Origin of the sequence: Enterobacillus tribolii, assembly GCF_003363015.1 — a bacterium.
Taxonomy (GTDB): domain Bacteria; phylum Pseudomonadota; class Gammaproteobacteria; order Enterobacterales; family Enterobacteriaceae; genus Enterobacillus; species Enterobacillus tribolii.
Genome location: NZ_QRAP01000001.1, coordinates 615,594 through 640,873, shown reverse-complemented (window position 1 = coordinate 640,873; position 25,280 = coordinate 615,594). Strand labels below are relative to the sequence as shown.

The 25,280-nt window shown below is 56.7% G+C and carries 26 protein-coding genes; 17 read left to right on the top strand and 9 right to left on the bottom strand.

Annotated features, from left to right (window positions below; translation table 11 throughout):
* The first annotated feature begins 107 nt into the window (after positions 1-107).
* The 11 genes from C8D90_RS02800 (at position 108) to gstA (ending at position 11,749) form a co-directional block, all read left to right on the top strand.
* Complete coding sequence (locus tag C8D90_RS02800) at positions 108-1,823, top strand: formate--tetrahydrofolate ligase (protein ID WP_115456879.1); 1,716 nt, start codon at positions 108-110, stop codon at positions 1,821-1,823.
* 75 nt (positions 1,824-1,898) lie between these two features.
* A complete protein-coding gene (locus tag C8D90_RS02795) occupies positions 1,899-2,333 on the top strand; it encodes a DUF2569 domain-containing protein (protein WP_115456878.1) in 435 nt (144 codons plus the stop codon).
* Positions 2,334-2,540: 207 nt separating this feature from the next.
* Positions 2,541-3,122: an electron transport complex subunit RsxA gene (gene rsxA / locus C8D90_RS02790; protein WP_115456877.1), complete on the top strand. Its 582-nt coding sequence runs from the start codon at positions 2,541-2,543 to the stop codon at positions 3,120-3,122.
* Positions 3,122-3,760, top strand: a complete 639-nt coding sequence (gene rsxB / locus C8D90_RS02785) for an electron transport complex subunit RsxB (protein ID WP_115456876.1) — start codon at positions 3,122-3,124, stop codon at positions 3,758-3,760. The genes rsxA and rsxB overlap by 1 nt, the downstream gene beginning before the upstream one ends.
* Complete coding sequence (gene rsxC / locus C8D90_RS02780) at positions 3,753-5,855, top strand: electron transport complex subunit RsxC (RefSeq protein ID WP_115456875.1); 2,103 nt, start codon at positions 3,753-3,755, stop codon at positions 5,853-5,855. The genes rsxB and rsxC overlap by 8 nt, the downstream gene beginning before the upstream one ends.
* Positions 5,856-6,908, top strand: a complete 1,053-nt coding sequence (gene rsxD, locus C8D90_RS02775; protein WP_115456874.1) for an electron transport complex subunit RsxD — start codon at positions 5,856-5,858, stop codon at positions 6,906-6,908.
* A gap of 11 nt (positions 6,909-6,919) precedes the next feature.
* Positions 6,920-7,552, top strand: coding sequence for an electron transport complex subunit RsxG (gene rsxG, locus C8D90_RS02770; RefSeq protein ID WP_115456873.1), 633 nt, complete (start codon positions 6,920-6,922; stop codon positions 7,550-7,552).
* Positions 7,549-8,244 carry an electron transport complex subunit E gene (locus C8D90_RS02765; RefSeq protein WP_115456872.1) on the top strand — a complete coding sequence of 232 codons (696 nt, stop codon included), beginning with the start codon at positions 7,549-7,551 and terminating at the stop codon, positions 8,242-8,244. The genes rsxG and C8D90_RS02765 overlap by 4 nt, the downstream gene beginning before the upstream one ends.
* Positions 8,245-8,263: 19 nt before the next feature.
* Positions 8,264-8,905 carry an endonuclease III gene (gene nth / locus C8D90_RS02760; protein ID WP_115456871.1) on the top strand — a complete coding sequence of 214 codons (642 nt, stop codon included), beginning with the start codon at positions 8,264-8,266 and terminating at the stop codon, positions 8,903-8,905.
* Between the two features lie 542 nt (positions 8,906-9,447).
* Positions 9,448-10,953, top strand: coding sequence for a dipeptide/tripeptide permease DtpA (gene dtpA / locus C8D90_RS02755; RefSeq protein ID WP_115456870.1), 1,506 nt, complete (start codon positions 9,448-9,450; stop codon positions 10,951-10,953).
* Positions 10,954-11,143: 190 nt separating this feature from the next.
* Positions 11,144-11,749 carry a glutathione transferase GstA gene (gene gstA / locus C8D90_RS02750; RefSeq protein ID WP_115456869.1) on the top strand — a complete coding sequence of 202 codons (606 nt, stop codon included), beginning with the start codon at positions 11,144-11,146 and terminating at the stop codon, positions 11,747-11,749.
* 73 nt (positions 11,750-11,822) lie between these two features.
* Here gstA and pdxY read toward each other — a convergent pair whose 3' ends face one another.
* The 5 genes from pdxY to anmK form a co-directional block, all read right to left on the bottom strand.
* The gene (gene pdxY / locus C8D90_RS02745) at positions 11,823-12,683 is read right to left on the bottom strand and encodes a pyridoxal kinase PdxY (RefSeq protein WP_115456868.1); all 861 of its coding nucleotides are present in this window, start codon (positions 12,681-12,683) and stop codon (positions 11,823-11,825) included.
* A gap of 86 nt (positions 12,684-12,769) precedes the next feature.
* Positions 12,770-14,044, bottom strand: coding sequence for a tyrosine--tRNA ligase (gene tyrS / locus C8D90_RS02740; RefSeq protein ID WP_115456867.1), 1,275 nt, complete (start codon positions 14,042-14,044; stop codon positions 12,770-12,772).
* 108 nt (positions 14,045-14,152) lie between these two features.
* The gene (gene pdxH / locus C8D90_RS02735; protein ID WP_115456866.1) at positions 14,153-14,806 is read right to left on the bottom strand and encodes a pyridoxamine 5'-phosphate oxidase; all 654 of its coding nucleotides are present in this window, start codon (positions 14,804-14,806) and stop codon (positions 14,153-14,155) included.
* A 240-nt stretch (positions 14,807-15,046) separates the two neighbouring features.
* Positions 15,047-15,364: an MliC family protein gene (locus tag C8D90_RS02730; protein ID WP_115456865.1), complete on the bottom strand. Its 318-nt coding sequence runs from the start codon at positions 15,362-15,364 to the stop codon at positions 15,047-15,049.
* Positions 15,361-16,506, bottom strand: a complete 1,146-nt coding sequence (anmK, locus tag C8D90_RS02725; protein WP_115456864.1) for an anhydro-N-acetylmuramic acid kinase — start codon at positions 16,504-16,506, stop codon at positions 15,361-15,363. The genes C8D90_RS02730 and anmK overlap by 4 nt, the downstream gene beginning before the upstream one ends.
* A 404-nt stretch (positions 16,507-16,910) precedes the next feature.
* Here anmK and C8D90_RS02720 point away from each other — a divergent pair, with 404 nt between their 5' ends.
* Positions 16,911-17,378: an outer membrane lipoprotein gene (locus C8D90_RS02720; protein WP_115456863.1), complete on the top strand. Its 468-nt coding sequence runs from the start codon at positions 16,911-16,913 to the stop codon at positions 17,376-17,378.
* Between the two features lie 221 nt (positions 17,379-17,599).
* Here the strand turns inward: C8D90_RS02720 and slyA are convergent, their stop codons facing one another.
* A complete protein-coding gene (gene slyA, locus C8D90_RS02715; protein ID WP_115456862.1) occupies positions 17,600-18,031 on the bottom strand; it encodes a transcriptional regulator SlyA in 432 nt (143 codons plus the stop codon).
* Positions 18,032-18,155: 124 nt separating this feature from the next.
* On the opposite strand from slyA, the gene C8D90_RS02710 reads away from it, so the two are divergent.
* The 3 genes from C8D90_RS02710 to C8D90_RS02700 are packed head-to-tail and all read left to right on the top strand — an operon-like array spanning position 18,156 to position 21,342.
* Positions 18,156-18,431, top strand: a complete 276-nt coding sequence (locus C8D90_RS02710; RefSeq protein ID WP_115456861.1) for a DUF1656 domain-containing protein — start codon at positions 18,156-18,158, stop codon at positions 18,429-18,431.
* Between the two features lie 5 nt (positions 18,432-18,436).
* Positions 18,437-19,294 (top strand): efflux RND transporter periplasmic adaptor subunit, encoded by an 858-nt coding sequence (locus C8D90_RS02705; RefSeq protein WP_115456860.1) that lies wholly within the window; start codon positions 18,437-18,439, stop codon positions 19,292-19,294.
* A gap of 11 nt (positions 19,295-19,305) precedes the next feature.
* Positions 19,306-21,342, top strand: a complete 2,037-nt coding sequence (locus C8D90_RS02700; RefSeq protein WP_115456859.1) for an FUSC family protein — start codon at positions 19,306-19,308, stop codon at positions 21,340-21,342.
* Between the two features lie 34 nt (positions 21,343-21,376).
* Here the strand turns inward: C8D90_RS02700 and sodC are convergent, their stop codons facing one another.
* The 3 genes from sodC to C8D90_RS02685 form a co-directional block, all read right to left on the bottom strand.
* Complete coding sequence (gene sodC / locus C8D90_RS02695) at positions 21,377-21,901, bottom strand: superoxide dismutase family protein (protein WP_115456858.1); 525 nt, start codon at positions 21,899-21,901, stop codon at positions 21,377-21,379.
* 61 nt (positions 21,902-21,962) lie between these two features.
* Positions 21,963-22,202: a DUF1289 domain-containing protein gene (locus C8D90_RS02690; RefSeq protein ID WP_115457245.1), complete on the bottom strand. Its 240-nt coding sequence runs from the start codon at positions 22,200-22,202 to the stop codon at positions 21,963-21,965.
* Between the two features lie 62 nt (positions 22,203-22,264).
* The gene (locus C8D90_RS02685; protein WP_115456857.1) at positions 22,265-23,179 is read right to left on the bottom strand and encodes a LysR substrate-binding domain-containing protein; all 915 of its coding nucleotides are present in this window, start codon (positions 23,177-23,179) and stop codon (positions 22,265-22,267) included.
* Positions 23,180-23,291: 112 nt separating this feature from the next.
* On the opposite strand from C8D90_RS02685, the gene C8D90_RS02680 reads away from it, so the two are divergent.
* Both C8D90_RS02680 and nemA read left to right on the top strand, forming a co-directional pair.
* The gene (locus C8D90_RS02680; protein ID WP_115456856.1) at positions 23,292-23,933 is read left to right on the top strand and encodes an NAD(P)-dependent oxidoreductase; all 642 of its coding nucleotides are present in this window, start codon (positions 23,292-23,294) and stop codon (positions 23,931-23,933) included.
* Between the two features lie 233 nt (positions 23,934-24,166).
* Positions 24,167-25,267 carry an alkene reductase gene (nemA, locus tag C8D90_RS02675; RefSeq protein WP_115456855.1) on the top strand — a complete coding sequence of 367 codons (1,101 nt, stop codon included), beginning with the start codon at positions 24,167-24,169 and terminating at the stop codon, positions 25,265-25,267.
* The last annotated feature ends 13 nt before the right edge of the window (positions 25,268-25,280 follow it).

Below are 25,280 nucleotides of genomic sequence, written 5' to 3'. Positions count from 1 at the left end.
ATAATTCTTCCTGAACATACCGGCCGGTTAATCGTTGTGGCATAATGCGCCGCGACGTTATCCCGGGTCTGCGGCCCATGCTTTCCAGTTAAGGATTACGATACGCGATGACCGACAACGCTTCCCCAATGTTACGCCCCATCAGCCAGATTGCCGCCGCTCTGGGCATTGAATCCCGCCACGTGATGCCTTACGGCGAACACGTCGCAAAAATTGACATTGCCGCCCTGCGCCCCGGCGCCGGTAATGGCCGGTTGGTTCTGGTTTCCAGCATTACGCCGACGCCGCTGGGCGAAGGAAAAACCGTCACCACCATCGGCCTGAGTCAGGGTCTCAACCACATCGGGCAGCGAGCCATCGCCTGCATCCGGCAGCCCAGCCTGGGGCCGGTTTTCGGCGTAAAAGGCGGTGCGGCGGGTGGCGGCGCAGCGCAGGTTTTGCCGATGGAGCGCCTGAATCTGCACCTCACCGGCGACATTCACGCCATTTCCGCAGCGCATAATCTTGCCGCCGCGGCGCTTGACGCCCGTTTGTTCCATGAACAACGTCTGGGCGATAAATTCAGCGAACACACCGGTATGGCGCGGCTGGATATCGATCCCGGGCGCGTGGTCTGGAAGCGGGTCGTCGACCATAATGACCGCGCGCTGCGAGAAATAGAAATCGGCGTCGGTGGCGGCAGCAACGGGGTTACGCGTCACGATGGTTTTGAAATCACCGCCGCCTCCGAGCTGATGGCTATTCTGGCGCTGACGAACGACCTGGCCGACATGCGCCAGCGCATTGGTCGCATTATTCTCGCCTATTCGTTACAGGGTCACGCCATTACTGCGGAGGACCTGGAGGTGGCCGGCGCCATGACTGTGCTGATGCGCGACGCCATTCACCCTAACCTGATGCAAACCAGCGAAAATACGCCGGTGCTGATCCATGCCGGCCCCTTCGCCAACATCGCGCACGGCAATTCCTCCGTGCTGGCGGACCGCATGGCGTTGCAGATGGCCGACTACGTGGTGACGGAGGCCGGTTTCGGCTCCGATATGGGCATGGAGAAATTCTTCAGCATCAAATACCGCCAGGCAGGCATTGCGCCGTCCTGCATCGTGCTGGTCGCAACCTTGCGCAGCCTGAAAGCAAACAGCGGCAAATTCAATATGAAGCCGGGGCAATCGCTGCCCGATGAGGTGCGTCACGCCAACCTTCCCCTGCTGGCCGAAGGATGCGCCAATCTGGGCTGGCACATCGCCAACGCCCGCCGCTACGGGCTGCCGGTCGTGGTCGCCATTAACCGCTTCCCGGAAGACAGCGCCGAAGAACTGTCTTACGTACGCGAATTCGCCCTTTCCCGCGGCGCATTCGGCGTGGAAGTCAGCGACGCCTTCGCCTGCGGCGGCAAAGGCACCTCCCGCCTGGCTGAATGCGTTGTCGCCGCCTGCCGCGAAACCGGCGAGGTCACGCTGTTGTATCCCGACACGTTGCCGCTGGCGGAAAAAATTCAGCAACTGGTTCGTCAGGGGTACGGCGCGGAATGCGCGGAACTGAGCGTGCAGGCTCAGGAAACGCTCGACGATTTGGAACGCCGTGGGTTCGGCCATTTACCGCTCTGCATGGCGAAAACGCCGTTGTCGATCAGCGCCGATTCCGCGCTGAAAAACGTGCCGCATGGTTTCGTCATTCCGGTAAGCGCGCTGGAAGTGTGCGCCGGCGCCGGTTTTATCCGCGTCTATGCCGGAAATATCGTTACGATGCCCGGGCTGAGCACACAGCCGGCTTACCGGCACATCGATATTGATAGCGCCGGAAACATCCGAGGATTAAGCTGAGGAATATTTTTGGCTGCGGTCGTTATCTCATTACCCGGCTCCCTGCGGGGAGCCTGATATTAAGGCTGGAAACAGATGTCTAAACCTTCTCTGCTTGGCGGCTGGCTGTTTGCCCCGATGGTGTATTTATTGCTGGTGCTGCTCAGCTCCAGCCTGATGCTGATCATCTACGTCATGACCGTCGTGCTGCCGGAAACCCGTTCACAACTGCTGGCGAACAGCCAGGCGTTTTCCGTTCAGTGGTATATTTCTTTCGTCACCACGGTGTTGATCTGGATGTACACTTTTTGGCTGCTGTTGCTGTATGGCAAGCGTTCCCGCCGTTTTCCGAAGCATTTCATCATCTGGCTGCTGCTGATGCTGCTACTGGCATTGAAAACCTTTGCATTTGCCCCGGTGTCAGACGCCATCGCCCTGCGCAACCTGTTTATTACCCTGCTGGGCGCAGCACTGTTTGTGCCTTATATCAAGCGCTCTGAGCGGGTAAAAAAGACATTTATTGAGCCATAAGCCACATTTCACGCAAAACCGTGCAAAAGGGGTATTTATTCGTTTATCCCCCTTCATGTTATTATTCACGGAAGTGTTGAATTAAGGTTTTCTCATTATCGTGAGCATGGCTTAGGGATGGCATCGAAATAACCCTGCGTTTCATCAGTTGTCGTCCGGCCCATAAGCGCCGATAATACGGCGGTTTTTCTTCTGTTAGGTAACGTAATGACCGATTATCTGCTGTTACTGGTCGGTACCGTTCTGGTCAATAACTTCGTTTTAGTCAAATTTCTCGGCCTGTGCCCGTTTATGGGCGTGTCGAAAAAACTGGAAACGGCCATTGGTATGGGGCTGGCCACCACGTTCGTGTTAACCCTGGCTTCCGTGTGCGCCTGGGCCGTCAACACGTTCATTCTGGTCCCTCTGGCGCTGGAATATCTGCGCACCCTGGCGTTTATTCTGGTTATCGCCGTCGTGGTTCAGTTCACAGAACTGGTGGTGCGGAAAACCAGCCCGGCGCTGTACCGTTTGCTGGGGATCTTCCTGCCGCTGATCACCACCAACTGCGCCGTGCTCGGCGTTGCGCTGCTTAACGTGAATCAGTCGCACAACTTCATGCAGTCCGCCGTCTACGGTTTCAGCGCTGCGGCCGGTTTTTCGCTGGTGATGGTGTTATTCGCCGCCATTCGCGAACGCCTGGCGGTCGCCGACGTTCCCGCGCCGTTCCGCGGTTCATCCATCGCCTTAATTACCGCCGGGCTGATGTCGCTCGCCTTTATGGGCTTTACCGGTCTGGTGAAATTCTGATGAACGCATTATGGACAGCTATTGTCGCCATCAGCGCCATCGCCCTGGTCTCCGGCATTATTCTGGGCTTTGCCGCCCGCCGTTTCGCCGTGGAGGCCGACCCCATCGTGGAACAGGCCGATGCCCTGCTGCCGCAGAGCCAGTGTGGTCAGTGCGGCTACCCCGGCTGCCGCCCCTATGCGGAAGCGGTCTGCAACAACGGGGAAAAAATCAATAAATGCGCCCCCGGCGGCGAGCAGGTGATGCTGAAGCTGGCGGATCTGCTGGCTATCGAGCCGCAACCGATTGACGGCGACGCCGTTTCGGCCGAGCCAGTGCGGCTGATTGCCCTGATCGACGAAGGCAACTGCATCGGCTGCACCAAGTGCATCCAGGCTTGCCCGGTTGACGCCATCATCGGCAGCACCCGCGCGGTGCATACCGTGGTGAGCGATCTCTGCACCGGCTGTAACCTGTGCGTAGCGCCTTGCCCTACCGACTGCATCACCCTGCGCCCCGTCGAACCGACGCCGTCAACCTGGCGCTGGGACCTGAATACGATCCCGGTCCGCACCATTGAGCCAAGCGCGCCTGTTTCCGTTTACATTGCCCCCCGTCAACAGACCGCGCCGCTCAGGGAAGTCGAACAGCATGTTTAAGTTATTCTCCGCATTCAGACGGGAACGGTTATGGGACTTTAACGGCGGCATTCATCCCCCAGAGATGAAGCTGCAATCAAGCCGCGCGCCGTTGCGCCGTCTTGCTTTGCCGCCGGTGATGATGATCCCGCTGCAACAGCATCTCGGACCGGAAGGCGAACTGTTGGTCAGCCCCGGCGATCATGTGCTGAAGGGCCAGCCGCTGACGCGCGGCAGCGGCCGTATGTTGCCGGTTCATGCTTCGACCTCCGGCACCATCACCGCCATTGCGCCCCACGTCGTCGCTCATCCCTCCGGCCTGAGCGAGCTGTGCATCACGCTGACGCCGGACGGCGAAGATTGTTGGTGCGAGCGTCATCCCGTCGCAGATTTCCATGCCCTGACGCCGCCGGAACTGATTGAGATCATCCGTCAGGCAGGCATCGCCGGCCTGGGCGGCGCAGGTTTTCCCACCGCGCCCAAACTGGCCGGCGGACAACAACGGATCACGACCCTGATTATCAACGCGGCGGAGTGCGAACCCTACATTACCGCCGACGATCGCCTGATGCAGGAGCACGCCGCAGAGATTATCACCGGCTGTGAAATCCTGCGTCATATCCTGACGCCGGAACGCACCCTGATCGGCATTGAGGACAACAAGCCCGAAGCCATCGCCGCCCTGCGCCAGGCGCTGAAAGACCATGACGCCATCAGCCTGCGGGTGATACCCACCAAATACCCGTCCGGCGGCGCGAAGCAACTCACCCGTATCCTGACCGGGAAAGAGGTGCCGTTCGGCAAACACTCTGCCTCCATCGGCGTTCTGATGCAGAACGTCGGCACCGTTTTCGCCATTAAACGGGCCGTACTTGACGGCGAGCCGTTGATTGAACGCGTGGTCACCCTGAGCGGCGAACTGATGAAACAACCGGGCAACGTTTGGGCGTTGCTGGGTACGCCGGTCAAGCACCTGTTGCAGGCCGGCGGTTTTGTGGCGGAAGATCGTACTCCCATGGTCATCATGGGCGGGCCGCTGATGGGCTTTACGCTGTCACGGCTGGACGTACCGGTGGTGAAGATCACCAACTGCCTGCTCACGCCGTCCAGGACGGAGTTCAGCGAACCGGAGGAGGAGCAATCCTGTATCCGTTGCGGGAAATGCGCAGACGCCTGCCCGGCGGGACTATTGCCGCAGCAGCTTTACTGGTTCAGCCGCGGGGAAGAACACGAAAAGGCACGCCAGCACCATTTGTTTGACTGTATCGAATGCGGCGCCTGTGCTTACGTTTGCCCCAGCAACATTCCGCTGGTGCAGTATTACCGTAAGGAAAAAGCAGAAATTCGCCTGTTAGATCAGGACTCGGAACGTGCCGCACAGGCAAAAATTCGTTTCGAGGCTAGGCAGGAACGGCTGGAGCGGGAAAAACAGGCCCGGGAATTGCGTCACAAACAGGCGGCAGTCACCGTGGCTGATTCTGATAAAGCGATCGTGCAGGCTGCGCTGGAGCGGGTGCGCAGCCAACGGCAGGCAGGCGATGCGAACGCGTCGCCGGTTATGCAGCCGTTGAACGCGCCGCGTGACGCGATTCATGCCCTGCATTCCGGCCCGGCAAATGATGGCGATTCACGCAAAGCTGCGCTAGCGGCGGCCATTGCCAGGGCTAAAGCGAAAAAACAGGATGCTGCCGATTCCGTGACACCGCCACATACTGCAGACGATCCACGTAAGGCTGCCGTGGCCGCTGCCATCGCCCGCGCGAAGGCAAAGAAAGCGACACAGCAGGAACCGGCTCCGGCGCAAGATCCCGCAGATGATGCTGATCCACGCAAGGCCGCCGTAGCTGCCGCCATCGCCCGTGCTAAGGCGAAGAAAGCAGCGCAGCAAGAGTCCAACCCGGCGCAGGAGCCCGCTGACGATATCGATCCACGCAAGGCCGCCGTAGCTGCCGCCATCGCACGCGCTAAGGCGAAGAAAGCAGCACAACAGGAACCGGCTCCGGTGCAAGAACCAGCTGGCGACGCCGATCCGCGTAAAGCCGCCGTGGCCGCTGCCATCGCCCGCGTGAAAGCGAAAAAAGCGGCCATGTCGTCCACCGAACAAAACGAGGAATAAATGGCCTTTCGTATCGCCAGTTCACCCTTTACCCATAACCGGCAAAGCACGCAGCGCATTATGTTGTGGGTTATTCTGGCCTGCATTCCCGGCGCTGCGGCGCAGGTTCACTTCTTCGGTTATGGCACGCTGATTCAAATCGCGCTGGCGATGATCACCGCCCTGGCGGCTGAAGGCCTGGTCATGCGGCTGCGTCGGAAACCGATTATCGCTACGCTGGGCGACAATTCCGCCCTGCTTACCGCCTTGCTGCTGGGCGTCAGCCTGCCGCCGCTGGCGCCGTGGTGGATGGTGATCCTCGGTACGCTGTTCGCCATCATTATCGCCAAGCAACTGTATGGCGGACTGGGGCAAAACCCCTTCAACCCGGCAATGATCGGTTATGTCGTCCTGCTGATTTCATTCCCGGTGCAAATGACCGCCTGGCTGCCGCCACAAGAACTGATGGCGACGCCGCCCGACTTCACCGATGCGCTGGCGGTTATCTTCAGCGGCCATACCGCGGCCGGCTACGACATGCACCAACTGATGCTGGGCGTCGACGGCGTGAGTCAGGCGACGCCGCTGGATAACCTGAAAACCACGCTGCGCGCCGGCGGCAACGTAGCCGACATATTACGCCAGCCGATTTACCAGGGAGAGTTGGCCGGTCTGGGATGGCAGTGGGTGAACCTTGGCTATCTGCTGGGCGGTCTTTTTCTGCTGCTGCGCCGGATGATCCACTGGCAAATCCCCGTCAGCTTTCTGCTGGCACTGGCGCTGTGCTCCCTGCTCGGCTGGCATTTCGCACCGGAACAAAGCGCGCCGCCGTTGCTTGAACTGTTTTCCGGCGCCACCATGCTGGGCGCATTCTTTATCGCCACTGACCCGGTCACGGCATCGACCACACCGCGCGGGCGTCTGATTTTCGGGGCGCTGATCGGCGCGCTGGTCTGGGTTATCCGTACCTATGGCGGTTACCCGGACGGCGTGGCCTTTGCCGTGCTGCTGGCGAATATCACCGTGCCGCTGATTGACCATTACACCAAGCCGCGCGCTTACGGCCATCGCTGAGGAGGATGAAAATGCTGACCACGATGCGCCGCCACGGTATCACGCTGGCCGTTTTCGCCGCCATGGCGACCGGCCTGACTGCCGTGGTGAATCAACTGACGCAGGGAACCATCGCCAGGCAGGCGGAAATTCAGCAACAAAAGCTGTTTGATCAGGTCATCTCGCCCACGCTCTATAATAATGCGTTGCAGGAAGCCTGTTACCTGGTCACCGATCCCCGCCAGGGAGGCACCGCGCCGCACCGGTTATATCTGGCGCGTAACGGCGATGAGCCGGTTGCCGCCGTGGTAGAAAGCACCGCGCCCGACGGCTATTCCGGCGCCATTCAACTGCTGGTCGCCGCCGATTTTCATGGTAAGGTGCTGGGCGTGCGGGTGCTGGAGCATCACGAAACGCCGGGGCTGGGCGACAAAATTGACATCCGTATTTCTGGTTGGATCGACAGCCTGCGCGATAAAATCGTTCAGGGCGAAAATGACCCCGCCTGGCAGGTAAAGAAAGACGGCGGACAGTTTGACCAGTTCACCGGCGCGACCATCACCCCGCGCGCGGTCGTGAATGAAGTTCGCCGTACAGCGGCGTTTTTGCAGTCCGCCCACGGGCAACTGGACGCCCTGCCGCGCTGCGCAGGAGAAAAATCATGAGTGAAGCCAAGAAGCTGATCGTTGACGGGCTATGGAAAAACAACTCCGCGCTGGTGCAGTTGCTCGGTCTGTGCCCGCTGCTGGCCGTGTCCTCCACCGCCACCAACGCCCTCGGCCTGGGGCTGGCGACCACGCTGGTGCTGGTTTGCACCAACAGCGCCGTTTCCGCCCTGCGCCGCTGGGTGCCGCATGAAATCCGCATCCCGATCTACGTGATGATTATCGCTTCCGTGGTCAGCGCAGTGCAGATGCTGATTAACGCTTACGCGTTCGGGCTGTATGAGTCGCTGGGCATTTTTATTCCGCTCATCGTCACCAACTGCATCGTTATCGGCCGCGCTGAAGCCTACGCTGCGCAAAACCCGGTCGGGCTTTCCGCTCTCGACGGCCTGGCAATGGGGCTGGGCGCCACCGGCGCGCTGTTCGTGCTCGGCGCGCTGCGCGAGATCTGCGCGAACGGCACCCTGTTCGACGGCGCAGATTTGCTGCTCGGTTCCTGGGCGAAGGCGCTGCGCATTGAGATCATCCACGTCGATACGCCATTCCTGCTGGCGATGTTGCCTCCCGGCGCCTTCCTCGGGCTGGGGCTGCTGCTGGCGCTGAAGTATGTCATCGATGAAAAGATGAAGATGCGCAAGGCCAGCAAGGCGTCATCCGCCGGATCAGTGCCAAACGGCGAGACAATTCTCTAATCATGACGGTAAGAACGGAATGAACCAGGAAAAACGCATTCAAATCCTGCAACGACTGCGGGATAACAATCCGAAACCCACGACGGAGCTGAATTACAGCACGCCGTTCGAATTGCTGATTGCCGTCCTGTTGTCGGCACAGGCCACGGACGTCAGCGTTAATAAGGCAACGGCACTGCTCTACCCGGTCGCCAATACGCCGGCGGCCATACTGGCGCTGGGCGTGGACGGCGTTAAGGAGTACATCAAAACCATCGGCCTGTATAACAGCAAGGCGGAAAACGTCATTAAGACCTGCCGTATCCTGCTTGAGCAACATCAGGGCGAGGTGCCGGAAAACCGCGAAGCGCTGGAGGCGTTACCCGGCGTCGGGCGTAAAACCGCTAACGTGGTGCTTAATACCGCATTCGGCTGGCCGACCATCGCCGTCGACACCCACATTTTCCGCGTCTGTAACCGCACCCGCTTCGCGCCGGGGAAAAACGTGGATGAAGTAGAAGCCAGGCTACTGAAAGTCGTTCCGGCGGAATTCCGGCTTGATTGCCACCACTGGCTGATTCTGCACGGGCGTTATACCTGCGTGGCGCGCAAACCGCGCTGTGGCTCCTGCATCATCGAAGATCTGTGTGAATTCAAAGAGAAAGTTTACCCCGAAAATTGATATTTCACGTATGGGTATTCCCTGCGCCGGGGAATATCCAATCATTCAAGACGCTTCTGCTTTCATGATGACTACAAGTATTTTTTACTTATTATTTTGATCCCGATCACATATAAAAGGGCGATATTTTCGATCATGAATTCTTAGACTATTCAAATTTTGGATAATTGTGTTGGTTTGCTATTTTTCATGCAGATACATCTGGCGATTCCGATATTTATGGCAGATATCCCTGATTTTGATTTTTACAGCAGAATATATCACAAAAACGGCGCCGCTCAGCTTCTGTGCAGAACATTCATTCAACTAAAGCAAAAAAACACAATGAATCATTCTGCGTAACATTTGTAACATCAACGAATTATCCTGCGGGGAGTTTGTGTAACAGAATATGTCAAAACTATTGTCACGATGCGGCATATAGTGAACATTAACCGCCGTCATTCCAGCTCATAACTATCAAACAGGATGCTCCCGCATCGCTGGATTCTACTTTTTTTGTCTTGTCCGTAAGGCAGGTTGTGAAAAACTAGAGGTACCTTGTGTCAACTGCAAACAACAACAGTAATGAAAGCATAAGTCTTAACGCTTTCAAACAACCCAAAGCGTTCTATCTCATCTTCTCCATCGAACTGTGGGAACGTTTCGGGTTTTACGGCCTGCAAGGGATTATGGCCGTCTATCTGGTCAAAATGCTGGGATTGAGTGAAGCAGAATCCATCACCCTGTTCTCATCATTCAGTGCGCTGGTTTACGGCTTCGTCGCCATCGGCGGCTGGCTGGGCGATAAAGTCCTCGGCACCAAGCGCGTTATCGTGCTGGGCGCCATCGTACTGGCTATCGGCTATGCGATGGTGGCTTACTCCGGCCACAGCGTTTCCCTGGTTTATATGGGTATGGCAACCATCGCGGTGGGTAACGGCCTGTTCAAAGCCAACCCGTCTTCGCTGCTTTCCACCTGCTACGATAAGAACGACCCGCGTTTGGACGGTGCATTCACCATGTACTATATGTCCATCAACATCGGTTCTTTCTTCTCCATGCTCGCTACGCCCTGGCTCGCGGCTAAATACGGCTGGAGCGTCGCGTTCTCTCTGAGCGTGGTCGGCATGCTGATCACCATCGTGAACTTCATGTTCTGCCGTCGCTGGGTGAAAAATCAGGGTTCCAAGCCGGACTTCGAACCGCTGAACATCGGCAAGTTGCTGGCAACGCTGGTCGCCGTTGTTATCCTGATCGCCATATCCTCCTGGTTGCTGCATAACCAGAACATTGCCCGCTGGGCGCTGCTGTTTATCTCCCTGGGCATTCTGGCGGTTTTCGCTAAGGAAACCTTCGCCCTGCAAGGCGCTGCCCGTCGTAAAATGATCGTCGCGTTCCTGCTGATGATCGAAGCCGTCGTGTTCTTCGTGCTGTACAGCCAGATGCCGACGTCGCTGAACTTCTTCGCCATCCACAACGTTGAACACGCTATCCTGGGTATTGAGTTCGAACCTGAGCAGTATCAGGCGCTGAACCCGTTCTGGATCATGGTTGCCAGCCCGATTCTGGCCGCGCTGTACAATAAGATGGGCGATCGCCTGCCGATGCCGTACAAATTCGCCATCGGTATGGTGCTGTGTTCCGGCGCGTTCCTGGTTCTGCCGTGGGGCGCCAGCTTCGCCAACGAACAGGGCATCGTTTCCGTTAACTGGCTGATCCTGAGCTATGCGTTGCAGAGTATCGGTGAGCTGATGATTTCCGGCCTGGGTCTGGCGATGGTTGCACAACTGGTGCCGCAGCGTCTGATGGGCTTCATCATGGGTGCCTGGTTCCTGACCACCGCCGCCGCCGCCATTATCGCCGGTAAAGTTGCCGCGCTGACCGCCGTACCGTCCGACATCAGCGATGCACACGCTTCCCTGGCCGTTTACAGCCACGTGTTCATGCAGATTGGTATCGCCACCGCGGTTATCGCTGTGTTGATGCTGCTGGCCGCGCCGAAGCTGAACCGTATGACGCAGGACGATGAGCCGGCTGATCAGGCAAAACTTGCCAAAGCGCAGTAAGCCTTCAGTCATCCTTTAAAAAAGCGCCTGCGGGCGCTTTTTTATTATCATTAATTCATTGCCGCCGACGCAGTCCTGCACGTAAAACGTGCGGCATGGAACTGACATTTCTGTGACATCCCAGTAATATGATGATCACATTACGACCCCTGACTCATCCCAGTCACATAAACCGTCTAAGGAGAGTTTGATGAAACTGTTTTATAAACCGGGTGCATGTTCCCTTTCCCCTCACATCACCCTGCGCGAGGCCGGCCTCGATTTCACGGTGGAAAAAGTCGATCTGGCAACCAAGAAGACCGAGCACGGCGAAGATTATCTCAAGATCAACCCGAAAGGACAGGTTCCGGCCCTGCTGCTGGACGACGGCAGCCTGCTGACGGAAGGTGTGGCTATCGTGCAATACCTGGCCGACAAGGTGCCGGATCGTAACCTGATCGCCCCTCCCGGAACGCTGGCGCGTTATCACGCCATCGAATGGCTGAACTATATCGCCACCGAGCTACATAAGGGGTTCGTCCCGTTCTTCACGCCGCAAACGCCGGAAGAGTATAAGGCTATCGCCCGCCAGAAGCTGGAGCGCCAGTTTGCCTACCTTAACGGCGTTCTGAAAGAGCAGCCTTATGTGCTCGGCTCCCGCTTCAGCGTGGCCGATGCTTACCTCTTTACCGTGATAGGATGGGCCAAAGCGCTGCATTTCGATCTGTCCGCCTACCCGGCGTTGACCGATTATATGGCCCGCGTAGCCGCGCGCCCGGCTGTAGACGCAGCGCTGACGGCAGAAGGCCTGAAGTAATAACGGATTTCCGGCATAAAAAAATCCCGGCTCAGAATGACTGAACCGGGATTCTTCTTTTCTGCCTGCGGCGTTACAGCGCGACGGCCTCGAATTTATGCTGCGGGTGCGCAATCCTGTCCTGCGCCGCGACCACCTGCAACTCATATTCTTGCATTTCTTTGGTGGTCAGCATCACCTCATAAACCGCCGCGGTGACGTGCTCCAGCGCCTTGCCCAGCGACTCCCCTTTAAGCAGGTTAACCAACAGCAGGCCGCTGGTCAGATCGCCCACGCCTACCGGCTGACGTTCACCAAAGTCCACCAACGGACGGCTGATGTGCCATGCCTCATCCGCCGTTACCAACACCATCTCAAAACGATCCGGATTGTAACCGGCATAAGCCAGATGTTTCACCAGCACCACGCGCGGCCCGCGGGCGCAGATCTCACGCGCCGCATCGACGGCCTGCTCCACCGACTGAACGGTACGCCCGCTCAGTTGTTCCAGCTCCAGCAGGTTTGGCGCCATCATATCGCTGCATGCGACAGCATCTTTGCAGAAGAATTCCGCAACGCCGGGCGCGACCACGCAGCCTTTGCCCGGATGTCCCATCACCGGATCGCAGAAATACCAGGCGGCAGGATTGGCCTCCTTCACCCGGCGCACGATATCCAGAATATGTCCGCCCTGCTCAGGCGAGCCGATATAGCCGCTCAGCACCGCATCGCAGGTTTTCAGCTTGCCGATGTGCGCAATGCCCTGAACGATATCGGTCAGGTGGTTGGCGGGCATCACACACCCCGTCCAATGCCCGTACTGGGTATGGTTGGAGAACTGAACGGTATTCAGCGGCCAGACGTTAACGCCCATACGGCGCATAGGAAACACAGCGGCGCTGTTACCGGCGTGGCCAAACACCACGTGTGATTGGATGGACAGAATATTCTTCATGGATACGGCCTGCATCACCGCACAAGGCGGCTATCGTCATTAAAGAGTGAGGGGACGCTGACGTCCCCTCGTTGCTTCCCGTTGCCTTATTTCCAGCAAATCAGGCAATAATGTTTTTTACCGCGGCGCAACAGCGTGTAACGCCCGAACAGACGGTCAGCGTCGGTGAAGACGTATTCCGCATCTGACTGCTTTTCACCGTTAATCGTCACCGCGTTAGAGGAAATCATGGTACGAGCCTGCCCGCGTGACGGAACCAGTTCAGCGTTAACCAGCGCCTGCTGCAGATCGGCATCGCGATCCAGTTCGATAACCGGCATACCGTCCTGCGCCAGCTGGGCGAAGTCATTCTCGGTCAGTTCGTTCAGCGCGCCGGAGAACAGGCTCTGCGTAATACGCTGCGCCGCCGCCAGCCCTTCTTCGCCGTGAACCATACGGGTCACTTCTTCCGCCAGCACATACTGGGCGCGCGGCGCTTTGCCGCTGTTCTTGTCTTCTTCTTCCAGCGCGTCGATATCGCTCAGTTCCATGAAGGTGAAGAACTTGAGGAAGCGATAGACGTCCGCATCCGCGGTATTGATCCAGAACTGGTAGAATTTGTACGGACTGGTCTTTTTCGGGTCCAGCCATACCGCGCCGCCTTCCGTTTTACCGAACTTGGTGCCATCCGCTTTGGTGATCAACGGAACGGTCAGCCCCCAGGCCTGCTTCTGGTTCAGGCGGCGGGTCAGATCAATACCGGAGGTGATGTTGCCCCACTGGTCGGAGCCGCCGATTTGCAGCTCAACGCCATGCAGTTTGTTCAGGCTGGCGAAATCATAGCCCTGCAGCAGGTTGTAAGCGAACTCGGTGAAGGAGATGCCCACGTCGTCGCGGTTGAGGCGCTGCTTCACCGCTTCTTTGTTGATCATCTGGTTCACGGAGAAGTGCTTACCGATGTCGCGCAGGAAGGTCAGCACGTTCATATCGCCGAACCAATCGTAGTTGTTGGCCGCGATGGCGCTGTTTTCACCGCAGTCGAAGTCCAGGAACGGTGCGACCTGGCGGCGGATCTTATCAACCCACTCCTGCACGGTTTCTGTCGTATTCAGCTTACGTTCGGCCGCCTTAAAGCTCGGATCGCCGATCAGGCCGGTCGCCCCGCCCACCAACGCCACCGGCTTGTGACCCTGGAGCTGAAAACGCTTCAGGCACAGCAACGGCACCAGATGGCCCAAATGCAAGCTGTCTGCGGTCGGATCGAAGCCGCAATAGAGTGCGATTGGCCCTTGCGCCAGTCGCTCACCCAGCGCTTCCTCATCCGTTACCTGGGCCACGAGGCCCCGCTCTTGCAATTGCTTTATCAGATTGCTGCTTGCCATTAATGACTCCATTTGATTTATGCCAATAGTCGTTGTTGCACCGACGACCTTAAAACGCCGGCGACGGAACGCTATAGAATAAAGGCCAACTCCCCGTTATGCCAGCGTTTACGGCGCCAGACGGTCGATCGTCCAGCCATCTCCGTCGCGCTGGTATAGAAAGCGATCGTGCAGCCGGCTCTCCCGCCCCTGCCAAAACTCAACGGACTCGATTTTTACCCGGAATCCGCCCCAGAAACTGGGCAACGGGATCTCTCCCTGCGAAAACTTTTGTTTCAATTCCAGAAACTTGCTTTCCAGCACGCCGCGGGTCGAAATACGCGAAGACTGGCGCGATACCCAGGCCGCGATCTGGCTGTCTTTCGGCCTGCTGTGGAAATATTTCATCACTTCAAGCATCGACAAGCGCTCCGCCACGCCCAGAACGCTGACCTGCCGCTCCAGCGTGTGCCAGGGGAAATGCAGGCTGACGCGCGGGTTGTGCGCCAGTTGCTGCGCTTTGCGGCTGCCAAGGTTGGTATAGAACACCATGCCCTGCTGGTCGACGTGTTTAAGCAACACGATGCGCTGATAGGGCTGGCCCCGTTCATCCACGGTGGCGACGCACATCGCCGTCGGATCGGCCAGCCGCGCGTCACAGGCTTGCTTCAGCCAGCGCTCGAATAACTCGAGGGGATCGTCCGTCAGGTCGCTGCGGCGCAGTCCGCCATGGGTATACTCCCGGCGTAAATCTTCAAGATGAAGTTCGTGATTGTCGCTCATATCGTAGTCCTGACCCGTGAATTTTGCTGAAGGCTATTCTGCGCCGGGCAACGTGTAATCTCAATTCACCCGTGACGGGGCACAGGCAGACATATGGCGGCCGTAAAAGACTCTGAAACAAGCTAATAATTTGAATTTAAATGAGATTAGTGCGGATGGGTACAGTAATGACAGTTTCGGCGCAGCTATAGGGACAGTGCCAGGAGGAAACGGTTCCGTCCATCTCCTCCTGCATACGGCCTACTTCGCCGGTTGCAGAGTACAATCGTCGACGACGACCTTATCGTTACGTTCGATAAACGCTTTGTTGCCCTTCGACCAGAAGGTGTAGGTTCCGTTGCTGTAGCGCGCACCGGATGCCGAGACGGTCTGCGGCAACGTCAGCGGCGTGCCGTCCATGATAAAACTGACTTCAGATTTGGCTTTATCGAGGGACACCGTCAGCGGCATCGTGCCGCACTGATAAGACAGTTTCTCCGGCGCCTCATTGCCGCCACGCAGCAGATGACACCCTGACAGGGCCAGCACGGCCCCGGCCAATACAACATATTTGATCATTCTGTTTCTCCCATGGTTACCTTTTCTCTGTCATCGGGGTTGGCCGGATAAATCGCGCCCAGGATTGTTTCCCGCGACGCGCCGGTCACCGAAGGCAAATTTCCCGGCAAACCGGATATCGTCCGGTAAGCCAGCCAGGCAAATGCCAGTGCCTCCATATCATCCCCGCTGACACCATAATTATCGGTGACGCACACTTCCGTTCCCGGTAATAACGCGGATAAACGCGCCATAATCAACGGATTCCTGGCGCCGCCGCCGCACACTAACAAGCGCTCGCATCCTCCGGCAAGCAGCACCTGATCGGCGATGCTCACCGCCGTTAACTCCGCCAGCGTGGCCTGCACATCCTCCGCGCGTAGGCCGGGCAGGCGCCGGAGCTGTTGCTCCAGCCAACCGAGGTTAAACAATTCGCGCCCGGTGCTCTTGGGCGCCGGCCGGGCGAAATAACTTTCCGCCAGCATCTGCTGCAACAACGGTTGGCTGACGTTCCCCTGCTTCGCCCAACCGGCGTCCTTGTCATAAGGCTCGCCCTTATTACGCCATACCCAGGCATCGAGCAGCATATTCCCCGGCCCGGTATCAAACCCCCGTACCGGCACGCCCGGCAACAGCAGGGAAAGATTCGCAATACCGCCGATGTTCAGCACCATACGGCGCTCCGTCGGATGCGCCAGCAAGGCATGATGAAACGCCGGCACCAAAGGCGCCCCCTGCCCGCCGTACGCCATGTCGCGGCGGCGAAAATCCCCGACGGTAGTGATTCCGGTCAACGCCGCCACGCGGTTGTTGTCGCCCAATTGCAGGGTAAACGGCTGCGCGCCTTCCGGCTGATGCCATACCGTTTGCCCGTGGCAACCAATGGCGGCGATGTCGCGCGGCATCAGGCCGCATTGCTTCAGCAAACGGCAAATCGCCTCGGCGTACAGGCTCCCCAGGCGCCGATCAAGCTCGCCGACCTGCGCCAGCGTGGTTTGCTGCCCCTGGCACATCGCCAGAACATCACGCTTAACATCGAGAGGCAAAGGATGAGAATAACGCCCCTGTTGGGCGACCATATTCTCATCGATGGCGGCTAACACGACATCAATGCCGTCCAGGCTGGTGCCGGACATAACGCCCACATAACGTCCTGATCTCATTCCCCTTATCCTTCTCATGACGGTCTATCGCAATATAGGAAGTATTCAGTAAAGCTGAAGCAGATTTATCTAATTTTGCATTTTACGTCCAGAGGTTAGCCTAACAAAAGCCGGGAAACATGACTTTGTGCAGCACGGAGTGTGAGTAATCATTTTTACGGTTACACTACCTTATGCGCAGTTACCGGGATAAACTGGCAGGTAATGGCATGTTTCGCTATACCGGATACAGGAAGTAAAATAACTGTTTATTGTTGGTTGACTCAGTTCAGTTTATGCTGCCGGATATTGAGAGGGGAGCACACATCCCGTATCAACGTCCCTGAGTTAACATTATATTAGCCCGCTACACACAGGTACTTTTCGTACCGGTTATGGAGAAGGCTAAAATGGAAGGAGTATTTATGCTTAAGCGTTTAATCATTGTCGCAATTGCCACCGCAACGCTGGCTGGCTGCGCAAACACCAGTACGTTGTCCGGTGATGTTTACGATTCCCGTCAGGCCAAACAGGCCCAGGACGTCTCCTATGGCACCATCGTCAGCATTAAACCGGTTCAGATTCAGGCTGGCAATGATGCGAACGTAATCGGTACCCTGGGCGGCGCGGTCATCGGCGGTCTGTTGGGTAATACCATTGGCGGAGGCACAGGCCGTAGTCTGGCTACCGCTGCTGGCGCAGTCGCCGGTGGTGTAGCGGGCAGCGCTATCGAAGGTGCTGTTAACCGTACCAACGGCATCCAGATGGTTGTTCGTAAAGATGACGGTAAATCCATCGTTGTGGTACAGAAAAACGGTGATAAGCCGTTTAGTCAGGGGCAGCGCGTTATGCTGATCGGTAGCGGTAATAACGTTACGGTTTCACCGAACTGATTCCCTAATTATTTCCGAATTAAAACGCCTCTTTCACGAGGCGTTTTTTTGTTATAAGCCAAATTTTCCGACTTCTTCCTGAGTAAATATCTTAATTTGAGATAAATCGCTGCATTATCAACCTTGGTATTCAGGAATAAAAAAACCGGAAACAAGGTTTCCGGTCTTTTCAATTTCATTTCGTGTGCTGTAAGTCTAGCCAGATGAAAACAAGTTACCAATTATTTGTTTTGCAGATGAATAATGTTCTGTTCCAGGCGGTCTATCAGGCGAATCAAAAGCTCAACTTCTTCTGTGGAAATACCTGCTAAAATTTCCTTTCTGGTCTGGGTTATCACGCTGTCCACTTCGGTAATCGTCGGTGCAGCCTCTTCCGTTAACTTGATGCGTTTGGCACGTCGGTCATTAGCACAGGTGTGGCGCGTTATTAATCCCTTCTCTTCCAGCTGATCCAGCGTCCGCACCAGTGAAGGTTGCTCAATACCAATTGCTTTCGCTAACTGAATCTGAGACTGCTCAGGCGGCAAGCGATTGATGCTGTAAAGCGTTACCCAGTGTGTTTGGGTTAACTCCAGCGGCTTCAGGCGCTGATCGATCAATGCCCGCCAAACGCGAACTAATCGTGCTAAATCTGATCCTAGTGTTGATTCCAATTTTCCCTCCTTATAATTAGCATGCTAATATATTTTACCCAGACTGTTTTGACTATTTCTTTATGTTACAGGAGCATAAAGCTGATCCTGATGAATACATTGTGATCTATAGTTCTTTACAGCTATGCTAACACCCGATCTTTGCAGCAAACAGGAACACTTCGTGGATACGTTATCAACAAACCCCGGCGCTCCACTGCCCGATCTCATTCTCGGCGCTTCGCTGTATTTTCCTCCGATTTTTAAAGCATTCCTTTTAGGACTCGTATTCTGGTTACTAATTCATCGCGCATTACGCGATTGGATATATTCCGGAGATATTTGGCATCCCACCTTGATGGATCTTTCACTCTTCGTCATCTGCGTCAGCGGAGCGCTTTGGTTATTAACCAGTTGGTAAACAAAATGAAGCATAATACTCTCAGATATTTCTCAACGGTTATTGTTTGCGCAGTCGCCATCTGTGCCGGATGGTGGTTGTGGAATTACTATATGCAATCCCCCTGGACCCGCGACGGAAAAATTCGTGCCGAGCTGGTAAATATCACTCCGGAAGTGTCCGGTAAAATCATTGCCGTTAATATCCGTGACAATCAGAAAGTAAACAAAGGCGATGTACTTTTCAGCCTCGACCCAACGCCCTTTCAGATAGCCCTTGATAATGCCCAGGCCACGCTGGCCAAAGCAGAGTCCGATTTAGCCAAGGCCAATCACGAAGCCTCGCGTCGCGGAAACCTGCCGCCTAACGTAATCTCAGCGGAGAATCTCGACGAAGCCCGACTTAATGCTCAGGCGATGAAAGCCTCGTATAAAGTGGCTCAGGCGAACCTGGCTCAGGCTAAATGGAACCTAGAGCATACCAATATCTCTGCGCCCGCAGAAGGATACATTACCAATTTAGCGACCCGCGTCGGGAATTATGCATCCATCGGTGCACCTTTGGTAGCTTTGGTTGATATAAATTCATTTTATGCAATGGGTTATTTCGAAGAAACCAAGCTACGTCACATTCGGGCGGGCAGCAAAGCAGACATCACACTCTATAACGGCAACATTCCGTTGAAAGGCGAAGTCGAAAGCATCGGGCGTGCTATTTATGACCAAAGCGTGGATGCCAGCGACGATATGCTGATGAACGTTAAGCCCAACGTTCCCTGGGTACGACTGGCTCAGCGAATCCCGGTACGCGTTAAACTGACCGACGTTCCCGAAGGCGTGGTCCTGGTTGCCGGCACCACCTGCACCATTTCGGTTCATGACTGAGCGAGCCTGATGTGAACATTCCGTGGTTAGAATGGAAAAACAGCCCCTGGGGAAAAGCGACCGGCGGGCAATGGCGTTACGCGGTGCGCAATGCCACCGCCATGTGTCTGGCATTATGGATTGCTTTCCTGCTGGATCTGGATGAGCCTTACTGGGCATTCACGTCTGCGGCGGTCGTCAGCTTTCCCACGGTTGGCGGCGTTATCAGTAAAAGCATCGGCCGAATACTCGGCAGTCTGCTCGGCGCCGGCGTTTCAATGCTGATTGCCGGTCAGTGCCTCAACGACCCATGGCTGTTTACTTTCTATATTTGTGCCTGGCTGGCACTGTGTACCTACATTTCCAACCATTATCAGAATAACGTTGCCTACGCTTTCGCCCTTGCCGGCTACACGGCAGCCATCATCGCCTTTACCACCATTGACACCACGGACTCAATGGAGATTTTCGACATCGCGCAGGCCAGGGTATGTGAAGTCATCACCGGGCTGCTATGCGGCGCGTTGATGATGATGATTCTGCCCAGTACCTCCGACGGCAACACGCTGCTGGTTTCGCTGCGCCGCATGCACCAGCGCCTGCTGGAACACGCCACTATGCTCTGGCAGCCGGAAACTACGCTGCAGATGCGCACCTCTCATGAGGGCATCATCAGCCAGATCCTGACCATGAACATCCTGAGAATTCAGGCATTCTGGAGCCACCATCACTTCCGTCGCAATAACGCGACGCTGAATTTTCTGCTGCACCGGCAGCTACGGGTTATCAGCGTTATTTCCAGCCTGCGGCGCATGATGCTGAACTGGCAGGATCGGCCGGATAACCTGCAGGATACGTTACAGGCCCTGCTGCTCGAACTGCAGGACCCCGGCACCAACAAGTACCGCCTGGCAAAAATCCTCAGCCAAATTTATCCGGACGACCCGTTCAACTATCGTCAGCGGGCCTTCTGGCTGCGTTTACGTTATTTTTGCTGGCTCTATCTGCAGAGCAGTCGCTGGCTGCAGCGCGTTGAGCAAGCCAGCCCGGTAGAAACGCTGGCGCCGCCCAAAGTCACCGCCCTTGCCCGCCATACCGACAGTACCGAAGCCGCTTATAACGCCCTGCGCACTTTCCTGTGCCTGCTGCTGGGATGCGCTTTCTGGATTACAACCCAATGGAGCAACGGCGCCGGCGCGCTAACGATCACCGCGATCAGTTGTGTCCTTTATTCCTCCGTTGCCACGCCGATCAACACCCTCATGACGTTGTTCAAATCGATGGCGTTGCTGAGCATCGGTTGCTTTGTCCTGAAATTCGGCCTGATGGTGCAGATTGATGATTTCTGGGTTTTCTGCGCCTTTATGTTCCCGATTCTGCTCACCATGCAGCTATTCAAACAACAGCAGCTCAAATACGCTGCGTTGTGGGGACAGATCATCGTTTACATGGGGTCATTTCTGTCCATCACGAATCCGCCGAGCTATGACTACCAGGATTTCATCAATGACAACCTGGCCAAGCTGTGCGGCATCATGCTGGCCGCCCTCGCGTTCCAGATTCTGAGGCCCAGCTCCGATAAGCGCAAAAGCCGCCGGCTTATCCATGCCCTGCGGCGCGACTTTATCGACCAGCTGAGTAAAAAGCCGCAGCTGACGGAAAGCCAGTTCGAGTCGTTGATCTATCACCGGGTCAGCCAACTTAATCAAAGCAAGGATGAGCAATCCCGCGCCTGGGTGCTGCGCTGGGGCGTGGTGCTGCTGAACTGCAGCCACGTGGTTTGGCAGTTACGCGACTGGCAGACGCGCTCCGATCCGCTGGTTGCGGTGCGCGACGTCTGTATTCACTACCTGAAAGGGATTATGACGGAGAAAGGGGTGCAGCATCATTCGCTGGATGCCACGTTGCTGGAACTGCAGCGGATGAGCAATGCGCTGGCCCAGCATCCGGATCGCGCCGCCCGCGATCTGGCGGGGTTAATCTGGCGGTTGTATTGCTCGCTCTCTCAGTTGCAACAGGGCGGGATTACACCGGGAATTATGCCCGCCGGGAAAACCACGCCGGCATAATTCCCGTCGGCCGGCATCAGCCGGCCGGTCCGGTTCAGCCACCGATCACGCCGCACGCCATGCGCGCACCGCCGCCGCCCAGCGGCGCGGGATCGTCGGCATGGTTATCGCCGCCAACGTGAACCATCAGGGAACGGCCTTCAACGTCTTTCAGCGTTTTCAAACGCGGCGCCAACACCGGATACGTCACGTTTCCTTTGTCGTCTGCGTAAACGGCCGGCAGATCGCCGAGATGTCCGTTCGCATCATACGGCCCCGTGTGTTTACCCGTTTTGGCCGGGTCGAAATGACCGCCGGCCGCCAGGGCCGCCACCGGCTTCCCGTCTTTCATCGCCGTATCGCAACTGGGGTTTTCGTGAACGTGAAAGCCGTGTACGCCGGCAGGCAAGCCGCTCAGATGCGGCGTAAACAGCAGACCATAAGGCGTTTCGCTGATCGTTATCGTACCCACGGAGGCGCCGATTCCCTGATCGGTCACCTGATTCAGCGTTACTTCCTGTGTGGCAGCATGCGCGATACCGCAACATAACAAGGCTGTTGCCAAGATCGTCTTCTTCATCACTGTTCTCCAGACGTATTTTCCATGGGCCAATTCCCCCGGCCTTCAATTCCCTGTTCCGTCAAAACAAAGAAGGTTGTTCCGGCTGGTCCTTGACCTCGCTTTTCGCCGCCCGCGACAGGCGTAAGCGGCGCTGATGGCACAGGCGCAGCACTTCCCGCTTTTGCGGGTCACTGAGTTTCATCCAGTTAAAGCGTTCCTCACGGCTGCGCATACAGCCGCGACAATAACCGCGTTCATCCGTTTGGCAAATGCCCCGGCATGGACTGGGAATATCAAAAAACTCAAGTTGTTGCGTCACCTGATAACCTCCCATAGCATGCCTTAAGTGAAACCGTTAAACCGTGCTTAAGCAAGTAAATTCTAACTTTTACCTCTTTCGGGTAGGTGCTGAAAATAATCACGCAGATAACGCAGCGCCTGGCGGTTCTTTTCGGTATGCACTTTTTCCAGCGTCAGCGCATGCAATTTCAACGGATCGGCGCGCCACTCCGGCAGCAGGACGATCAGTTCCCCGCGCCCCAGTTCGCCATCGATTTCATAGAGCGGCTGTAACGACATCCCCACCCCCTCAAGCGTAAATGCCCGCAGAACGTTCATACTGCTGCTGTTCACCGCTCCGGGAGGAATTCGGAAATGAAAACGCCGGCCGCTGCGATGATGCAGCACCGTCGGCTGCGCCGGGCCGGCGGCGGAACCGTTAATCAGCCAGTGGTGCACCGCCAGTTCCTCAGGCGTTTCCGGCACGCCCCAGCGGCTAAGATAACGCGGCGCGGCGCATATCACCATCGGCCAGTCGGCCAGCGGATGTGCGATATAGGACGCATCCTCCAGCGTGCGGTTCACCCTGAGCGCGATATCCACCCGTTCGCCGATGAGATCGACGATCTCATCATCCGCCAGCACGCGCAGCGTCAGCCCCGGATTGGCCTGGAGCAGCGGAAAAAGCGCCCGGGCTAACGGCGTGCCGCCGATACCGACGGTTGATGCAATGCGCAGTTCCCCCACCAGCGTATCGCGCATTTCCGCCAGCCGTTGTTCCGCCTGATGGGCTTCGTTCAGCATGGCCTGACATCCGGGGTAAAACGCCGCTCCCGCCTCCGTCAGCGCCAGCTTGCGGGTTGAACGGTGAAACAACGCCGCGCCCACCGTCCCTTCCAGCGCCCGGATATGCTGGCTCACCGCCGACGCAGAAATCCCCAGGCGCCGGCCCGCCGCGCTGAACGACCCTTCTGTCACAACGATGGCGAATACCGCCATTCGGTTAAGTTTATCCATCGGTGATTTTAAAGTTTTACTTAAAGAAGTAAGTAAAATATGCCACTTATCATATCTATTATTAAGCTATAAAGTCATCTCATGTGAATACAGACCCATTGAGTGAGGAAAAATGAAACTTGTTATTATCGGCGCCACCGGTTTTGTCGGACGCATCGTCGTAGATGAAGCCCTGCAACGCGGTCATCAGGTCACCGCCATCGCCCGCAGCGCCAAAGATCTGCCGCAGACCCGCGGGCTTACCCTGGCGCTCGGCGATGTGAATGATACGGAATGGCTGACGGCGCAATTGCGCGGGCAAGACGCGGTGATCAGCGCCTTTAACCCCGGTTGGTCCGCTCCTGACCTGTACCAGCAGTTCGTGCGGGGAAGCGATGCCATACTCAGCGCCGTCGAAAAATCCGGCGTACGCCGTTTCCTGGTGGTGGGCGGCGCGGGCAGCCTGGAAGTCGCGCCGGGCGTCGAATTAATTGATACGCCGCAGTTCCCTGCCGACATCCGCCCCGGCGCCCAGGGCGCGCGCGAGCTGCGTAATAAACTGCGCGCCGGAAGTTCGCTGGACTGGAGCCTGATTTCACCGGCCGCTATTCTGAAACCGGGCGAGCGGACAGGTAAATTCCGTCTGGGTACGACGCAGTTGCTGATGGACGGCGATGCGCCGGCCAGTATTTCCGTTCAGGATCTTGCCGTCGCGATTTTGAATGAAATTGAACAACCTCAGTTCATTAAACAGCAATTTACCGCGGCCTATTAATCCTCCGGCCCCTGCTCTTTAATCCTCCGACCCCTGCTCTGTGACGTTGTCACAGAGCATTCTCCTTTAAATATCAACGTATTTTTTCACACACAACTTCTGTAACATTTGTGTTGCTTGCATACGCCTTGACTTAGACCAACTGGTCTACTAGCATCATTCCTGACGCGAGATAATCCGAAACTGCGTTGCAATCAGCAACGATGGATGCAGCCTTTGTCTGAGGAATGTGTATGAAAATTGAAAAGCTGTTTACCCCGGTTACCGTTGGCGCGGTTACGTTACCCAACCGCGTTTTTATGGCGCCGCTGACACGCTTACGCAGCATCGAGCCGGGAGACATTCCGACTCCGCTGATGGGGGAATACTATGGCCAGCGGGCCAGCGCCGGCCTGTTGATTACCGAAGCCACCCAGGTTTCTTTCCAGGCCAAAGGCTATGCCGGCGCGCCGGGGCTGCATACGCCCGAACAGTTTGCCGCCTGGAAACACATCGTTGACGGCGTACACCAAAAGGGCGGACACATTGCCGTTCAGCTATGGCACGTCGGCCGAATTTCCCACAACAGCCTGCAACCGAATAATCAGGCTCCGGTTGCGCCCTCAGCGATCGCCGCCGAAAACACCCGCACCACGCTGCGGGATGAGCACGGTAACCCGGTTCGGGTTGACTGCTCCGTTCCGCGCGCGCTGGAAACAGAAGAAATTCCGGGGATCGTCAACGATTTCCGTCATTCCGTCACCCTGGCGCGTGATGCCGGTTTCGACCTGGTCGAACTGCATGCCGCGCATGGTTATTTACTGCATCAATTCATGTCGCCGGCGTCCAACCACCGTACCGATCAATATGGCGGCAGTATTGAAAACCGTACCCGTCTGACGCTGGAAGTGGTCGATGCCGCCGTCGGCGCATGGAGCGCAGGCCGCATTGGCATCCGTATCTCTCCGCTCGGCCCTTTCAACGGCCTGGATAACGGCGAGGATCAGGAAGAGGCCGCACTATATCTGCTGACGGAGCTTAACAAGCGCAATCTGGCCTACGTACACATTTCCGAACCCGACTGGGCCGGCGGCAAACCGTACAGCGATGCCTTCCGTCAGGCGGTGCGCGAACGCTTCCATGGCGTCATCATCGGTGCCGGCGCCTATGACGCGGAAAAAGCGGAAACCTTACTGAACAAAGGGCTGATTGACGCCGTGGCATTCGGCCGCAGCTATATCGCCAACCCTGATCTGGTGGAGCGTCTGAAACAACACGCCCCGCTCAACGAACCGCATTCGGAAACCTTCTACGGCGGCGGCGCCAAAGGCTATACGGATTATCCGGTTCTGTAATTCCCCGCCCCGG

What these genes read in the sequence shown, in the direction of transcription:
- C8D90_RS02705 (WP_115456860.1), top strand. Translation starts at nt 18,437, where the DNA reads ATGAAGCATAATACTCTCAGATATTTCTCAACGGTTATTGTTTGCGCA.
- C8D90_RS02710 (WP_115456861.1), top strand. Translation starts at nt 18,156, where the DNA reads ATGCTAACACCCGATCTTTGCAGCAAACAGGAACACTTCGTGGATACG.
- gstA (WP_115456869.1), top strand. Translation starts at nt 11,144, where the DNA reads ATGAAACTGTTTTATAAACCGGGTGCATGTTCCCTTTCCCCTCACATC.
- rsxG (WP_115456873.1), top strand. Translation starts at nt 6,920, where the DNA reads ATGCTGACCACGATGCGCCGCCACGGTATCACGCTGGCCGTTTTCGCC.
- tyrS (WP_115456867.1), bottom strand. Translation starts at nt 14,044, where the DNA reads ATGGCAAGCAGCAATCTGATAAAGCAATTGCAAGAGCGGGGCCTCGTG.
- nth (WP_115456871.1), top strand. Translation starts at nt 8,264, where the DNA reads ATGAACCAGGAAAAACGCATTCAAATCCTGCAACGACTGCGGGATAAC.
- rsxB (WP_115456876.1), top strand. Translation starts at nt 3,122, where the DNA reads ATGAACGCATTATGGACAGCTATTGTCGCCATCAGCGCCATCGCCCTG.
- C8D90_RS02730 (WP_115456865.1), bottom strand. Translation starts at nt 15,364, where the DNA reads ATGATCAAATATGTTGTATTGGCCGGGGCCGTGCTGGCCCTGTCAGGG.
- pdxH (WP_115456866.1), bottom strand. Translation starts at nt 14,806, where the DNA reads ATGAGCGACAATCACGAACTTCATCTTGAAGATTTACGCCGGGAGTAT.
- sodC (WP_115456858.1), bottom strand. Translation starts at nt 21,901, where the DNA reads ATGAAGAAGACGATCTTGGCAACAGCCTTGTTATGTTGCGGTATCGCG.
- rsxD (WP_115456874.1), top strand. Translation starts at nt 5,856, where the DNA reads ATGGCCTTTCGTATCGCCAGTTCACCCTTTACCCATAACCGGCAAAGC.
- C8D90_RS02765 (WP_115456872.1), top strand. Translation starts at nt 7,549, where the DNA reads ATGAGTGAAGCCAAGAAGCTGATCGTTGACGGGCTATGGAAAAACAAC.
- rsxC (WP_115456875.1), top strand. Translation starts at nt 3,753, where the DNA reads ATGTTTAAGTTATTCTCCGCATTCAGACGGGAACGGTTATGGGACTTT.
- C8D90_RS02685 (WP_115456857.1), bottom strand. Translation starts at nt 23,179, where the DNA reads ATGGATAAACTTAACCGAATGGCGGTATTCGCCATCGTTGTGACAGAA.
- C8D90_RS02680 (WP_115456856.1), top strand. Translation starts at nt 23,292, where the DNA reads ATGAAACTTGTTATTATCGGCGCCACCGGTTTTGTCGGACGCATCGTC.
- C8D90_RS02720 (WP_115456863.1), top strand. Translation starts at nt 16,911, where the DNA reads ATGCTTAAGCGTTTAATCATTGTCGCAATTGCCACCGCAACGCTGGCT.
- pdxY (WP_115456868.1), bottom strand. Translation starts at nt 12,683, where the DNA reads ATGAAGAATATTCTGTCCATCCAATCACACGTGGTGTTTGGCCACGCC.
- rsxA (WP_115456877.1), top strand. Translation starts at nt 2,541, where the DNA reads ATGACCGATTATCTGCTGTTACTGGTCGGTACCGTTCTGGTCAATAAC.
- nemA (WP_115456855.1), top strand. Translation starts at nt 24,167, where the DNA reads ATGAAAATTGAAAAGCTGTTTACCCCGGTTACCGTTGGCGCGGTTACG.
- C8D90_RS02795 (WP_115456878.1), top strand. Translation starts at nt 1,899, where the DNA reads ATGTCTAAACCTTCTCTGCTTGGCGGCTGGCTGTTTGCCCCGATGGTG.
- anmK (WP_115456864.1), bottom strand. Translation starts at nt 16,506, where the DNA reads ATGAGATCAGGACGTTATGTGGGCGTTATGTCCGGCACCAGCCTGGAC.
- C8D90_RS02800 (WP_115456879.1), top strand. Translation starts at nt 108, where the DNA reads ATGACCGACAACGCTTCCCCAATGTTACGCCCCATCAGCCAGATTGCC.